General features: G+C 72.1%; 12 protein-coding genes. 2 read left to right on the top strand and 10 right to left on the bottom strand.

Features of this window, described 5'->3' with window-relative positions; genetic code table 11:
* Positions 1-125: 125 nt before the first annotated feature.
* The 7 genes from cobT to ACIBI4_RS11705 form a co-directional block, all read right to left on the bottom strand.
* Positions 126-4,235, bottom strand: coding sequence for a nicotinate-nucleotide--dimethylbenzimidazole phosphoribosyltransferase (gene cobT / locus ACIBI4_RS11735; RefSeq protein ID WP_399203544.1), 4,110 nt, complete (start codon positions 4,233-4,235; stop codon positions 126-128).
* Positions 4,236-4,723: 488 nt separating this feature from the next.
* Complete coding sequence (gene cbiE / locus ACIBI4_RS11730; RefSeq protein ID WP_399203542.1) at positions 4,724-5,956, bottom strand: precorrin-6y C5,15-methyltransferase (decarboxylating) subunit CbiE; 1,233 nt, start codon at positions 5,954-5,956, stop codon at positions 4,724-4,726.
* A gap of 135 nt (positions 5,957-6,091) precedes the next feature.
* Positions 6,092-6,739 (bottom strand): GNAT family N-acetyltransferase, encoded by a 648-nt coding sequence (locus ACIBI4_RS11725; RefSeq protein ID WP_399203541.1) that lies wholly within the window; start codon positions 6,737-6,739, stop codon positions 6,092-6,094.
* A 179-nt stretch (positions 6,740-6,918) separates the two neighbouring features.
* Entirely contained in the window at positions 6,919-7,755 is an 837-nt protein-coding gene (locus tag ACIBI4_RS11720; protein ID WP_399203540.1) for a MetQ/NlpA family ABC transporter substrate-binding protein, read from the bottom strand.
* A gap of 88 nt (positions 7,756-7,843) precedes the next feature.
* Complete coding sequence (locus ACIBI4_RS11715; protein WP_399203539.1) at positions 7,844-8,584, bottom strand: methionine ABC transporter permease; 741 nt, start codon at positions 8,582-8,584, stop codon at positions 7,844-7,846.
* Positions 8,581-9,627, bottom strand: coding sequence for a methionine ABC transporter ATP-binding protein (locus tag ACIBI4_RS11710; RefSeq protein ID WP_399203538.1), 1,047 nt, complete (start codon positions 9,625-9,627; stop codon positions 8,581-8,583). The genes ACIBI4_RS11715 and ACIBI4_RS11710 overlap by 4 nt, the downstream gene beginning before the upstream one ends.
* A gap of 420 nt (positions 9,628-10,047) precedes the next feature.
* Positions 10,048-10,695 (bottom strand): HAD family hydrolase, encoded by a 648-nt coding sequence (locus ACIBI4_RS11705; protein ID WP_399203537.1) that lies wholly within the window; start codon positions 10,693-10,695, stop codon positions 10,048-10,050.
* Positions 10,696-10,814: 119 nt separating this feature from the next.
* On the opposite strand from ACIBI4_RS11705, the gene ACIBI4_RS11700 reads away from it, so the two are divergent.
* Both ACIBI4_RS11700 and ACIBI4_RS11695 read left to right on the top strand, forming a co-directional pair.
* Positions 10,815-11,174, top strand: a complete 360-nt coding sequence (locus ACIBI4_RS11700; protein WP_399203536.1) for a hypothetical protein — start codon at positions 10,815-10,817, stop codon at positions 11,172-11,174.
* Positions 11,155-11,604 carry a hypothetical protein gene (locus tag ACIBI4_RS11695; RefSeq protein WP_399203535.1) on the top strand — a complete coding sequence of 150 codons (450 nt, stop codon included), beginning with the start codon at positions 11,155-11,157 and terminating at the stop codon, positions 11,602-11,604. Before ACIBI4_RS11700 ends, ACIBI4_RS11695 begins: the two co-directional genes overlap by 20 nt.
* Before the next feature lie 31 nt (positions 11,605-11,635).
* On the opposite strand, the gene ACIBI4_RS11690 is transcribed toward ACIBI4_RS11695, so the two are convergent.
* The 3 genes from ACIBI4_RS11690 to ACIBI4_RS11680 form a co-directional block, all read right to left on the bottom strand.
* Positions 11,636-12,139 carry a GNAT family N-acetyltransferase gene (locus tag ACIBI4_RS11690; protein ID WP_399203534.1) on the bottom strand — a complete coding sequence of 168 codons (504 nt, stop codon included), beginning with the start codon at positions 12,137-12,139 and terminating at the stop codon, positions 11,636-11,638.
* Positions 12,140-12,156: 17 nt separating this feature from the next.
* A complete protein-coding gene (locus tag ACIBI4_RS11685) occupies positions 12,157-12,678 on the bottom strand; it encodes an RNA polymerase sigma factor (protein WP_399203533.1) in 522 nt (173 codons plus the stop codon).
* 89 nt (positions 12,679-12,767) lie between these two features.
* A complete protein-coding gene (locus ACIBI4_RS11680) occupies positions 12,768-13,949 on the bottom strand; it encodes a glycerophosphodiester phosphodiesterase (protein ID WP_399203532.1) in 1,182 nt (393 codons plus the stop codon).
* Positions 13,950-13,993: the final 44 nt, after the last annotated feature.

Below are 13,993 nucleotides of genomic sequence, written 5' to 3'. Positions count from 1 at the left end.
GCTCTGACATGGGTGGATGGTGCGAGAAGTGGATGGTGCGAGGGGTGGGTGGTGCGAGTTCAGATTACGGCGAACAGCGGCGGAGGGCGGCCGGGCGCTGCCCGTACCGCCCTCCGCCCGCCGCGCTACTTCTCGGTGACGCCTGCCGAGTCGAAGGTGGCCACCTCGTGCATCGCACGTGCAGCCGACTGGACGACCGGCAGTGCGAGGAGAGCGCCCGTGCCCTCGCCGAGGCGCAGGTCGAGGTCGACCAGCGGGCGCAGGCCCAGCTTGTTGAGCGCGGCCACGTGGCCGGGCTCCGCGCTGCGGTGGCCCGCGATGCAGGCCGCCAGGACCTCGGGGGCGATGGCGCGGGCGACCAGGGCCGCGGCGCCGGCGCTGACGCCGTCCAGGATCACCGGCGTGCGCAGCGAGGCGCCGCCGAGCAGCAGGCCCACGATCGCGGCGTGTTCGAGGCCGCCGATGGCCGCGAGGACGCCGATGGGGTCGGCCGGGTCGGGCTGGTGCAGCTCCAGGGCGCGGCGTACGACATCGGTCTTGCGGGCCAGCGTCTCGTCGTTGATGCCGGTGCCGCGGCCGGTCACCTCGGCCGGGTCCGCGTCCGTGAAGACGGAGATGAGGGCGGCGGACGCCGTGGTGTTGGCGATGCCCATCTCACCCGTGAGCAGCGCCTTGTTGCCCGCCGCGACAAGGTCGCGGGCCGTCTCGATGCCGACCTCGATGGCCGCCTTGACCTCTTCGCGGGTCAGGGCGGGACCGGTGGTCATGTCCGCCGTGCCGGCGCGCACCTTGCGGGGCAGCAGGCCCGGCGTGGCGGGCAGGTCGGAGGCGACACCCACGTCGATGACGCAGACCTCGGCGCCGACCTGGTTCGCGAACGCGTTGCAGACCGCGCCGCCGCCCAGGAAGTTGGCGACCATCTGGCCGGTGACCTCCTGCGGCCAGGGGGTCACGCCCTGGGCGTGCACCCCGTGGTCGCCCGCGAAGATCGCGACGGCCGCGGGCTCCGGGATCGGCGGCGGGCACATCCGGGACAGGCCCGACAGCTGCGCGGAGATGATCTCCAGCATGCCGAGCGCGCCGGCGGGCTTGGTCATCCGCTTCTGCCGCTCCCAGGCCTCGCCGAGCGCCTTGGCGTCGAGCGGGCGGATGTTGGAGACGGTCTCGGCGAGCAGGTCGTGCGGGTCCTCTCCGGGCAGGGCGCGACGGCCGTACGTCTCCTCGTGCACGACCCACGACAGCGGGCGGCGCTTGGACCAGCCGGCCTGCATCAGCTCGGGCTCGGCCGGGAACTCGTCCACGTATCCGACACAGAGGTACGCCACGACCTCCAGGTGCTCGGGCAGGCCGAGCGTGCGCACCATCTCGCGCTCGTCGAAGAAGCTGACCCAGCCGACGCCGAGGCCTTCGGCGCGAGCGGCGAGCCAGAGGTTCTCGACGGCGAGCGCGGAGGAGTACGGGGCCATCTGCGGCTGGGTGTGCCGGCCGAGGGTGTGGCGGCCGCCGCGGGTGGGGTCGGCGGTGACGACGATGTTCACCGGGGTCTCGAGGATGGCCTCGATCTTCAGTTCCTTGAACTGCTTCGCCCGGCCCTTGGGCAGCGACTTCGCGTACGCGTCGCGCTGGCGCATGGCGAGTTCGTGCATCGTGCGCCGGGTGTCGGCGGAGCGGATGACGACGAAGTCCCAGGGCTGCGAGTGGCCGACGGACGGGGCCGTGTGGGCCGCTTCGAGGACGCGGAGCAGGACCTCGTGCGGGATGGGATCGCTGCGGAAGCCGTTGCGGATGTCGCGGCGCTCGCGCATCACACGGAGCACGGCCTCGCGCTCGGCGTCCGCGTAGCCGGGGGCGGCGGGGCCCTCGTGGGCTTCGGGGGCTTCCTGGCCTTCGAAGGTCCCGTCGGTCTCGTCGGTCTCGCCAGGGGCTGCGGGAGCTTCGGCGGCCTCGTGGAGGGCGGGGGCTTCGGGCTGCTCGGGGATGTCCACGTTCTCCGGGTCGTCCAACTCCGCCGGGAAGTGCAGGAGTTCGGGGCCCTCTTCCTGGGCGTCCCCGGGGGCGGGGTGCTCGGCCTGGAGGGCGGGCTCGGGCTCGGTTGCGAGTGCGGGCTCTTCGGCCGGCTGCTCAGCGGGCTGTTCCGTCGCCTGTACGGCGGCGGCGTTCGGCTCGGGTGCGGTGGCCGGGTCCGTCGGCTGGGCGGCGGCCTCGGGCTGCTGCGCGTCCGGGGCGTCCTGGTCCTGTTCGACGTCCGCTTCGGCGGTCTGCTGTGCCTCGATGGCCTGCTGTGCCTCGACGGGCTCGCCGTCGCGGGGCGCGGGGACCTCGACGGCGGCCTCCTGCTCCGGCTCAGGTGCCTGCGGGTTCTCCGCTTGCGGGGTCTCCGCATGCGGGGCGGCGGCCTGAGGCTGAACGTCCTCGGCCGGCGCTTCCGCCGCAGGCGCCTGCGGCTCCTCGACGGGCGCGGCCTGCTCCTCTGTCCGCGCGACCGGCTGCTGCTCCTCGGCCGGTACGACGGGCTCCTCGGGCAGCCGCAGTGCGTGCGGCGGCGTGGGCGCGAGGTGCGGTGTGGAGGGGACGACACCGTCGACGGGGACGAACTCGCCGATGGGGCCCTGGTCCTGAGGAGTCAGGGCGGCGGTTACCGGGGTGCCCGCGTCGGCGCCGGCGTGCTCGTCGGACGGGGCCGCGGGCATCGGGACCGGGGCGGCAGGCGTGTGCTGCTCTCCGCCGGACAGCACGGCTCCGGCGGACACGCCGGCCTGGGCCGGGGCGGCGGGATGGACCGCTCCGGCGGCCTGCATCGCGTCGGCCGCCGACTGGACCGCACCGAGGTGCAGCTGAGGTCCGACGTGCAGCTGCGGACCAGCGGCACCGTGAACCGGCTCGGCCGGCCCCTGAACGGGCTCGCCCGGGTGGGCCGCGTACGCCTGGGCGGCACCGTCGACGGCGAGCGCCGGGCCGTGCGCCGGCCCTTGGCCCGCGTGGAGCGCGGCACCGTGGGCGGCCGGGGCTCCGGCGTGCGCGGGCTCGGGCACACCGAGCAGCTCGGCGCCTTGCGGCACGGCCTGGAACCCGGCCGCCGCCTGGGCCGCGCGGAACGCCTCGACGTCCGGGGTGGCCGGGGTGGCACCGACGGGCCGGCCCTGCGGGACGACCGTTTCTGCACTCTGCGCCTGCGGAGCCTGCGGCCAGGGGGCCGCGGCCTGCGACGGGATCTCACCGAGGTGCGGGCCCGGAAGCTCGGCGTCCGGGTGCGCACCGGACGCGGCCGCCGCGGCCTCCTGCGGGACGTCCAGGTACTCGGGGCCGGTGGTCGGCGGGCCCGAGCGGCGCATTTGCACGGGGTTCGCGGGCGTGCCCGCGGGGCCGCGGTCGGCGAGGGAACGCACCGGGGAGGTCGTGGGGGCGCCCGGCGTGGGCGGGCCCATGTGCAGGGGGCGGCGGATGGGTGCGTCCTTGCCGCCCTGGACCTGCGCGCCGTTCATGGCGCCGCTGTCGTGTGCCGCGGCCTCGGGCGCACCGGGCACGCTCAGGTCCTGCGCGGGGACTGCGACGCCCTCGGGGGCGGCGTGGAGTGCGGCGTCGGGCGCGATGTGGAGCGCGGGCCCGACGGCGTGGTGACCGGAGTCGTGGTGACCGGCATCGTTGTAACCGGCATCGTGGTGACCGGAGTCGTGCGCGGCCTGGAGGCCGGCGTCGGGAAGGCCCTGCTGCGCGGCGTCGTGCAGGCCGAACTGCGCGGCATCGTGGGCCCCCGGCAGTCCCCCGTCGTGGGCGCCGAGAAGACTGCCGTCGTACGCGCCCTCGTAGGTGCTGCCGTCGTGGCCGCCCACCTGACCCCCGACCTGACCGGCCTGACCGAGCTGCCCGGCTTCGTGCGCCACGTGGAGTCCCCCTTCGTGCGCCACCGGATGCCCTGCCTCCTGAGCCATCGGATGCCCGGCGTGCGGCACACCCTGAACTCCGTTGTCGTACACACCCGGTGCGCCGACCACGAAGCCCGCGCCGTCGGTCAGCTGAGCCCCCGCGGGAGCCGCGTAGCCCTCGGGTGCGGGTGCGGGACGGTCCTCCGTCCAGGCTCCCTGCGCGCCCGGCATCAGGAGCAGGTCATCGTCCTCGGCGGTGGGGCCGGAGGGTTCATGGAAGGTGTGCGCACCCGGAGCGGGAACCCCCGGCCTGCCCACCGTGCCCGCGTCCTGAGGCAGTCCCTCGCCCGGGACCTGGCCGGTGTCGGTCATGCGTACCCCTCGCCCATTGGTCGTACTTCTCCTTCGGCCGGCTGCCAGGGCGGTGAAGCACCCGCCCTGCAACAAGAACGAGCGGGCGCGCCCCGCGGCACGTACGACTCGTCGACAAAGCGCCAAAGGCATCGGCGCCCAAGGCATTGTCGCGGCCGAACCGCCCTCGTGACGAGCAGATCCACCACAGCCCGCTGTGGACTACGCCACGTCGCGCGTCCTCCGGTCCTGCCGTACCACACACACCCCAAAACGGGCGCGCCTTCCGGACATTGACGTACGAACTGACGAACGTCCCGGAGCAGTACAACGATCGGCCAGCCTACCGCGAGCGGTGGCGCACCAAGGTCGCGGGGCGGATTTACGGCGCCTCCTGAGCGGCCCTGACCGGGCCTGCTCCGGGAAGCGCCGACTCTGTGCACGTGCCATGGAGCCTGCCGCCCGATCGTGTGCCGTTCCGGTCGCGGCGGCCGGTACGGAATCCGGCGTCAATCCCCGGCGCGGCCGGAGGGTTCGGGGCGTTCGGCGGCGATGACGAAGGCGACCACGCGTTCGCGTTCGCGCCATGCGCGGGTGTCGAGTTCGACGGACTGCAGGAGCGCGCACTCGACGGTGTAGCCGTGTTCCGTCAGGTCGCGGCCGATGAGTTCGGCCTCGTCGCGGGTCGCGGCGTGGGTGACGATGCGCTCGGGACGGCGGTCCGCGACGGCCGAGACGACGGCGGCTCCCCCGCCGCCGACCCGTACGACATCGGGTTCGGGCAGGTCTTCCAGTACGTGGGGGGCCGTGCCGTGGACGACCTCCAGCTGGATGCCGAAGCGGCGGGCGACGGCGGTGGTGCGGGCGCAGGCGTCCGCGGCGCGGTCGACCGCGATGACGGCGGCGCCGAAGCGGGCGGCCTCGGCCGCGAAGGCGCCGCTGCCACTGCCGATGTCCCAGACGAGGTCGCCGACGCGCGGCCCGAGCCGGGCGAGCTGCGCGGCGCGCACCCGCTCGTTCTCGCCCTCGCCGAGAGCCACCGTGTCGCCGTCCTCGCGGAAGGCGTCCGCGGGCAGCGCCCAGCCGCGTGAGGTGCCCGCCGGGTCGCGTCCGGCGATCCAGCCGGTGTCGGCGGTGACCGGGCCGCCGATGACGATCACGAGGTTGGGGTCGCGCCAGGAGTGGTCGGCGGCCTTGTCCGAGGTGACGACGGTGACCTGCTCGCGGTCCGTGCCGAGCTCCTCGCAGATCACGAAGGTGCGCTGGACCGGGCCGAGCAGCAGTCCCAGCTCGGCGGGTCCCGCGCCGGGCGAGGTGAGGACGGCGACTTTGGTGTGGGCGCGGCACACGTTGACCGCGCGGCGCAGGGTGCGGCGGTGCGCGACGACGACCTGGGCGTCGTCCCAGGGCATCCCGGCCCGCGCGAAGGCCTGGGCGACGGCGGAGACCGCCGGGACCACCTCGACCTCGAGGCCGAACTCGGGGGCGCGCAGCGTCCGTACGACGCCGAAGAAACCGGGGTCGCCGTCCGCGAGCACCACGGCCGTGCCGCGGTGGCGGGCGATCCGGCGGGCGGCGAGCGAGACGCTGCCGAGCCTGATCCGTTCGGCGCCCGCGGGGACCTCGGGCAGCGCGAGGTGGTGGGCGGCGCCGGCCACGAGGGTGGCGGCGCCGAGCGCGGAGCGGGCCGCGTCGGTCAGCGGGGAGCCGTCCCAGCCGATCACAGTGACGCGGTCGGCCATGGTCGTCAGTCTCCTGCGGTACTCGGGGTCGAGGCACCGGTGAGGTTACCTGGTGAGCGGCGTGAAAGCGCTCCCGCGGCGGACGGCCCGGACTCCGGCCGCGGCTCCCCGGGGCCGTACCCGATCAGGGCAGGATCAGTTCCACTCCGAATAGGCCGAGAAGCCGGACGCCTCCGCCAGCTGCTCGTCCACGCCTTCGAGGTCCTCGGGCAGCAGCGACCACACGATGTAGTCCGTGCGGAAGTCGCTCCAGGCGCCGTCCTCACCGCGCGTACGCGCTATGCAGGCGCCTCGCAGCACCCCTTCGCTGATGCAGCCGATCTTCTGGGCGACCTGCTGCGACGCGGTGTTGTCGGCGGCCGTGCGCAGTTCGATCCGTTCCATGCGCTGGTCGCTGAAGAGCCACTGTGCGGTGGCGAGGGAGGCCTCGGAGGCGTAGCCCTCGCCGCGGGCCCACGGCGCGATGATGTACGACATCTCGGTGGAGCGGACCCGCCAGTTGGTCTTGGCGAGCTGGATGATGCCGACGAGGCGCTGGGTGAGGAACTCCGTGACGGCCAGGTCGAGTCCGCGGCCCGCCGCGCGCTCGGTCGGCGCGTACTCGCTGATCCACCTGCTCGCGTCGGACTCGGCATACGGCTGCGGAACGGCCGTCCAGGCCCCGACCATCTCGTCGTTCATCATCTCGGCGAGGCCGGGCGCGTCGGCGTCCTCGAGCGGGCGCAGCACAAGGCGCTCCGTGCTGATGGAGATGTCGGGGAACATCCGGTGAGCCGTGGTCATCGCGCCGCTCCGTCACTACAGGCTGCTGAAAGTGCTCAGCATCAGGCCAGTCAAGCCGCTGAAGAGCCCAGCATGCAGCATCGGAGCGCACAACTGCACCACAGGGCCCGCACCTTGAGAGTGCGGACCCTGTGGTAGAGCGGTCGGTGAGGCGCTTGGTGACCGGTTTGCGACCGGCTTTAGAAGGCGGGCTCGACGGCGCCGTCGAACTTGTCCTCGATGTACTTCTTGACCTCGTCGGAGTTGAGGAGCTTCGCGAGCTTCTTGACGCGCGGGTCGTTCTCCTGGCCCTTCTTGACGACGAGTCCGTTGGCGTACGGGTTGCCCTTGGCGGTCTCGCTGACGAGCGCGTCCGACTTCGGGCTCAGGCCGGCCTCGACGGCGTAGTTGCCGTTGATGACCGCGGCGTCCACGTCACCGAGCGAGCGCGGCAGCTGCGCGGCCTCGATCTCCTTGAACTTGAGGTTCTTGGGGTTCTCGGCGATGTCCGCGGGGGTCGCGTCGAGACCGGCGTCGGCCTTCAGCTTGATGATGCCGTTGGCGTCGAGCAGCTTGAGCGCGCGGCCCTCGTTGGTGGTGTCGTTGGGCACGGCGACGGTCGCGCCGTCCGCCAGCGCGTCCGCCTTCTCGACCTTCTTCGAGTACAGGCCGAGCGGCTCCAGGTGGACGTCGTTGACCCAGACCAGGTCGGTCCCGTTCTTCTTGTTGAAGTCGTCGAGGTAGGGCTTGTGCTGGAAGAAGTTGGCGCCGACGGAGCCGTCCTGGGTCGCGGTGTTCGGCTGGACGTAGTCCGTGAACTCCTTGACCTCCAGGTCGAGTCCTTCCTTCTTCGCCAGGTTGTCCTTGACGTAGTTGAGGATGTCGGCGTGCGGTGTGGGGCTGGCGGCAACGATCAGCGGGCCGTCGGACGAGGCCTCGCCCGATCCGGACCCGGAGTCGGAGCCGCAGGCCGCGAGGCCGAGGGTGAGAGCTCCGGTGGCGAGGACAGCAGCGGCGATCTTGGCAGTGTTACGCACGAAAAGTGCCTTTCTCCAATGGGTGGTGCGTCCCGGCGCGGGAGGCCGGGGGCATTGCTGTGGGGGGAAGTCGTGGGGAGCCGGGGGCTCAGGAGGCCTTCGTCGGCTCGACGGCCGCGGCGGGTGCCGGGGCGCTGCGGAGCAGACGGAGCCTGGGAGCGGTGGAGCCGCGGCCGCGGCGGGACACCGCGCGGGCCGCGTAGTCGCCCGCGAACTGGATCACGGAGATCACCACGGCGAGGATCGCGATGGTCACCCACATGAGACCGGTCTCGAAGCGCTGGTAGCCGTAGGTGATCGCGATGTTGCCGAGTCCGCCGCCGCCGACCGCACCGGCCATGGCCGAGTAGCCGATGAGCGCGACGACCGTCGTGGTGGCGCCGGAGATCAGCGACGGCAGCGACTCGGGCACGAGGACCTTGCGGACCACGGCCCAGGTGTTGCCGCCCATCGACTGCACGGCCTCGACGAGTCCGTGGTCGACCTCGCGCACGGAGGTCTCCACGAGACGGGCGAAGAACGGGATGGCACCGATCGCCAGCGGCACGATCGCGGCCTCGACCCCGATGGTGGTGCCGGTGATGGACCGGGTGAGCGGCATCAGGGCGACCATCAGGATGATGAAGGGCATCGAGCGGCCGATGTTCACGATCTGGCCGACGACCTTGTTGACGGCCGCGTTCTGCAGCAGTCCGCCGCGGTCGGTCAGGACCAGGAAGACACCGAGCGGGAGTCCGCCGACGATCGCGATCAGCGTGGACCAGCCGACCATCGTCAAGGTCTCCCAGGAGGCGGTCTCCAGGAGCGGCTGCATCTCGTTCCAGGTCACTTCGCGACCCCTTCCTTGACGAGCAGGGGCGCGGCCGGGGCGTCACCGGCCACCTCCACCTGGAGGCCCTGCTCGCGCAGGAAGCCGATCGGGACGACGTTCTCCTCGTAACGGCCCGGCAGCTCGATCCGCATCCGGCCGATCTGCTTGCCGCCGACGGTGTCCATCGCGGCGCCCAGGATCGAGATGTCGATGTTGTACGTACGGGAGAGCTGCGAGATGACCGGCTGGGTGGCGGCCTCGCCGTGGAAGGTGACGTCGATGACCGTGCGGTCCTCGTCCCTGGCCTCGCCGCTGACCGGGAAGAGGGCGTCGGCGAGCTGGGAGCCGGGGGTCGCGAGCAGCTCGGCGACCGTGCCGGACTCGACGATCCGGCCGTGCTCCATGAGGGCCGCGGAGTCGCAGATCGTCTTGACGACGTCCATCTCGTGCGTGATCAGGAGGACCGTGAGGCCGAGCTGGCGGTTCAGGTCGCGGATCAGTTCCAGGATGGAGCGGGTGGTCTCGGGGTCGAGGGCGCTGGTGGCCTCGTCGGAGAGCAGCACCTTGGGGTCGCCGGCCAGGGCGCGGGCGATGCCGACGCGCTGCTTCTGGCCGCCGGAGAGCTGGCTCGGGTAGTTCTTCGCCTTGTCGGCGAGGCCGACCAGGTCGAGGAGTTCGAGTGCCTTGCGGGAGCGCTCCTTGCCGGAGACACCGAGGATCTCCAGGGGCACCTCGACGTTGCCCTGCACGGTGCGCGAGGACAGCAGGTTGAAGTGCTGGAAGACCATGCCGATCCTGCTGCGGGCCTCGCGCAGCTCCTTGCCGGCGCGCGGGCCGCGGCCGGCGAGTGCGGTGAGGTCGACGCCGTCCACGGTCACCGTGCCGGAGGTGGGCTTCTCCAGGAGGTTGACGCAGCGGATCAGCGAGGACTTGCCGGCGCCGGACTGGCCGATGACGCCGTACACCTCGCCCTCGCGTACCTGGAGGTCGACTCCGTCGAGGGCGGTTACTTCACGACCGCGTGAGCGGTAGACCTTGGTCAGGCCGGAAGTGGTGATCACTGGGGTTTCCGTCACTGTCGAGTGCGCGGCGCAGCGTGTGCACCGGGCACGGGCATTCTTCTTCGGAAGTTCTGACAGCCCGCGCACGCGGCGACGTCCGCACGTCCGAGGACACGGCAAAGGCCGTGATTCAGCGGGGAGTCCGTCATGCGCGGGGGCCGGTCCGGTCCTCCGACACGAGGTCGGGACGCGGGGCGGCGGTCTCGCTTCGGGGCGCGAGGAAAGTCGTGCAGGGGCCCTCTAGAAGGCGCGCATTCGACACATACAACGAGCACCGGGCGTCATCATCGCCTCGGTCGCAAGGGTGCGGCTGCTCGTCGTGGTCATGGGCCCAAGTAAAGCAGACCTGCATACGAATCGACCGCGGGTGTCCGTATAGCGGACAACGGATGCCATGGTGCGGACACCCGCGACGGTGGTTCAGTCCCGGGTGGTGATCTCCACGGCGCCGTCCACGGCCTGCGCGGACACCGCCGACAGGTCCGTCACGACCACATCGGCGGACAGCTCGCCGGCGTCGTGCGTTGTGGCCAACGCCACGGTCGTCATGCCCGCGGCGCGGCCCGACGCCAGGCCCGCGGGGGCGTCCTCGAAGACGACACAGCGGGCGGGGTCGACGCCGAGGCGCTCGGCGGCGAGCAGGAAGGGCTCGGGGTCGGGCTTGCCGCGGCTGATGTCGTCGGCGGCGATCAACGTGGGGAAGTCGATGCCGACCTCGTGCAGCCGGGCCTCGGCGAGCGGGCGGGTCGCGGAGGTGACGACGGCCCAGCGGTCGCGGGGCAGCGAGCCGAGGAGTTCCTTGGTGCCGGGCAGGACGACGACGCCGCCGGGCACGTCCTCGACCTCAAGCTGCTCGATCCGGGCGAGGGCCTCGGGGATCCGCTCGGCGGGCAGCAGCTCGGCGATGATCTCGACCGCGGTGCGGCCGTGCAGTTCGACCCCCTCGAAGTCCTCGGCGGTGATCCCGTACTCCTGCGCCCAGCGCGTCCAGCAGCGGTAGACGGACTCCATGGAGGAGATGAGGGTGCCGTCGTTGTCGAACAGGAGGGCTTCGGCCTGGATCTTCATGGTTTCGACCCTAAGGGGGCGCGGCGGCTGGTCGCGACCTCGTATCTGTCAGGCCCGGAGACCGCGTCTCGGTCAGGCCCGGCGACCGGGGCCTTTTCGCCCCGTAATAGGCTCCGGGCATGCTCGACGCCCTGACGATCGCGACCTCGGTGGCCGCGCTCGCGCTCGCCGCCTGGTGCGGTTTCGCCGCCTTCCGTGACCAGCCGACCAAGGACTGGCACTTCATCGGCATGGCCGTGGTCACCCTGCTCACGCTGGTGCAGCTGATCGTGGGCATCGTGCAGCTGGCGCGCGGCGAGGCGCCCGAGCAGGGCACGACGCTGTTCGTGGCGTATCTGATCGGCTCGGCCTGTGCGGTTCCGGCGGCGGCGTTCATGTCGCTGGGCGAGCGCACCCGCTGGGGCAGCGCGACCGTCGCCGCGTCCGCGGTGGTTCTCGCCGTGCTCGAGGTGCGGCTCTATGACATCTGGGGTGGCTGACATGGCGGACGGCACGCAGGGCGGCAGGCGCTCCCGGCTCATCAGCGGCCCCGGCATGCTGCTCGTCTGGCTCTACGGCGTGATGGTGGTCGGCGCGGTCTCGCGCTCGGCGTACCAGATCTCCACGGAGTTCGACCGCGCCCCGCTCGCGTACTCCCTCTCCGCCATCGCCGCGCTGGTGTACGCCTTCATCACGTACACCCTGGTGCGCGGCGGCGAGACGGCGCGCAAGGCCGCGCTGGCCTGCTGCGCCGCCGAGTTGGTGGGGGTGTTCGTCGTCGGTACGTGGACACTGATCGAGCCGTCCGCGTTCCCCGACGCCACCGTGTGGTCGGACTTCGGCATGGGCTATCTGTTCATCCCGGTGCTGCTGCCGTTCACCGCGATCCTCTGGCTGCGCCGGTCCCGTACCGCCGCCGCAGCCGTCTGAATCCCCTGACCGCTCAGGACGCTCCGCCTGCTCAGGCGCTCGCCGCGTAGGCCGCGGGCTCGGCGTCCTTGGCGAGGGTCACCAGCGTCAGCCGCTCGCTGACCGCCTCGGTCGCCACGGGGACGTAGCCGTGCTTGCGGTACAGCATCAGGTTGTTCTCGGAGCGGTGGCCCGTGAACAGCTGGTAGTGCTTCACGGGGCCGGCCGAGCCGAGGCGCTCCTCGACCGCGATGAGGAGCCGGCCGCCGAGGCCGTGCCGCTGCATCCGCGGGTGCACGATCAGCTTGTTGATCCGGGCCGTTCCGTCCGCGTCCACGAGACCGCGCACCGAGGCGACGACCTCGGTGCCGAGCCGGGCCACGAGGACCGTGCCGGCGGTGAGTTCCGCCCGGATGGAGTCGAGCGACTGGGTGAGGGGCTCGATCGAGTAGTCCCCGTAGAGCTCCGCCTCGCTCTGGTAGCAGAGGTACTGCAGTTTGAGGATCTGCTCGGCGTCCCGCTCGGTCGCCGCAGAGATGGTCACGCTCATGCCCATGTGCGCATGCCTCCCGCTCACCTGTCCGCCGGTTGCTTCAAGCGCACCTTTCCCCTCAGGTCAGGTGCCGCAACCTCTGCCGCGAGGATTCTGCGCAGACAACCCAGGCATCGGGAACGTTCCGGGCCCAGACTTCCCTGTGAGATACCCAACTCCCCTGCGATCTCACGGTAGGTGAGGTCCTCGCGGGACAGGAGCGCCGCCAGGAGCCGCGGGCAGCGGCCCGGCAGCCTGCGCACCGCGGCGTGCAGGGCGCGGCGGTGTTCGGAGCGCAGGACGAGGTCCTCGGGGCCGGTGCCGGCGGCGGCCGCGGGGTCGTCCGCGTACCCCGTCTCGCGCCGCGCCATACGGCGCGCCTCGCCACGGACGGCGTCGCGCAGCCACCGGGCGGGCGCGGGCGGCGGGCCCTGTTCGTGGATCCGTTCCAGGAGGCGCAGCCAGACGGCCTGTTCGAGGTCGCCGGGCTCGATGCCCGGCGCCGCTTCGGCGGCGGCCTCGGCGGTGAGCAGCGGACCCAGGGTGTGTACGAGATCGTTCATGCGCCTCAGGACTGCGCTGCCCCGGCAGCGGGTTGCCGGGGCAGCGCAGGATCACCCGCAATGGGCGCTCGGGCCGGGCCGGTTGACGATCAGTTCTTCCGGAAGTCCGCGGCCGCGAGCAGCCCCGTGTCCGGGTTGTCGGTGAAGATGCCGTCGATGCCGGTCTCGAACCACACCTTGAAGGCGCCGAAGGCGTCCCCGTAGTCGTTGGCCGAGGTCCCGCGGCGGAACTCCGCGGGCAGGAAGGTGTTCTCGTTGCGCATCGTGTACGGGTGCAGGACCAGGCCCTTCGCGTGGGCGTCGCGCACCAGCGTGGTGGGCTGGGTGAGCTTGCCGCTCGCGTCCCGCGGGATGATCAGGTCGAGCGTCGGGCCGAGGCCCTGGGCGTACGAGGCGATCCACTTCAGGCCCTCGGGCTTGACCAGGTCGGCCACCGTCCGCGGGTCACCGGCCTCGACGAAGTCCCAGGGGCGCGAGTTAGCCGACGAGAGCAGCACGACGAGCGGGGCGTCGACCAGCTTGCCGAGCCGCTGGATGCTGCTCGGCTCGAAGGACTGCAGGAAGTTCGGGGAGTGCTTCTTGTGGCGCCCGTACTTGCGCAGGAGCTTCGCGAGCCGCTCCTCGAGACCGAGGCCGATGCTCCGGAAGTACGTGGGGTGCTTGGTCTCGATGTGCAGCCAGATCTCGCGGCCCCGCCTGCGTCCCTCGCGGTCGGCCCACTGGAAGACCTCCTCCAGGGTGGGCACCTCCCAGCGGCCGTCGTAGAGGGTGTTCTCCTGGCGGTTGCCGGGGATGCGCTCCTTGGCGCGCAGCGTCTTCAGTTCGGCGAGGGTGAAGTCCTCGGTGAACCAGCCCGTGAGCGAGGCGCCGTCGATGCTCTTCGTCGTCCTGCGGTCGGCGAACTCGGGGTGGGCCGCGACGTCCGTCGTGCCCGTGATGTCGTTCTCGTGCCGGCAGACGAGGTGGCCGTCCTTGGTGGGCACCAGGTCCTGCTCGATCACGTCCGCACCCATGTCGAGCGCCAACTGGTAGGAGCCGAGGGTGTGCTCGGGCCGGTAGCCGCTCGCGCCGCGGTGCGCGATCACGGTCGGCACCGGCAGTGATCTGTAGCCGCCACGGCGGCGCTCATCCGCGGCGGCCGCGGGTGCGGCACCGCCGAGTGCCACGCCGCCCGCGCCGAGCACCGCAGTGGTGAGCAGTGCGCGCCGTCCCGGCCCGCCGCTCGACTGCTGCCCGTTCGCCTTGCCCTGCGTCGCCTTGCCCTGCGTCATAGAGGTCCTTCCGACGTCGTACGACGCCGTACGTGCCTTGCGGT

Origin of the sequence: Streptomyces sp. NPDC050418 (assembly GCF_044458745.1) — a bacterium.
In the GTDB taxonomy this organism is placed as follows: Bacteria; Actinomycetota; Actinomycetes; order Streptomycetales; family Streptomycetaceae; genus Streptomyces.
Note: the sequence above shows the minus strand (reverse complement) of the source record. Positions and strands in the feature narration are given on the sequence as shown.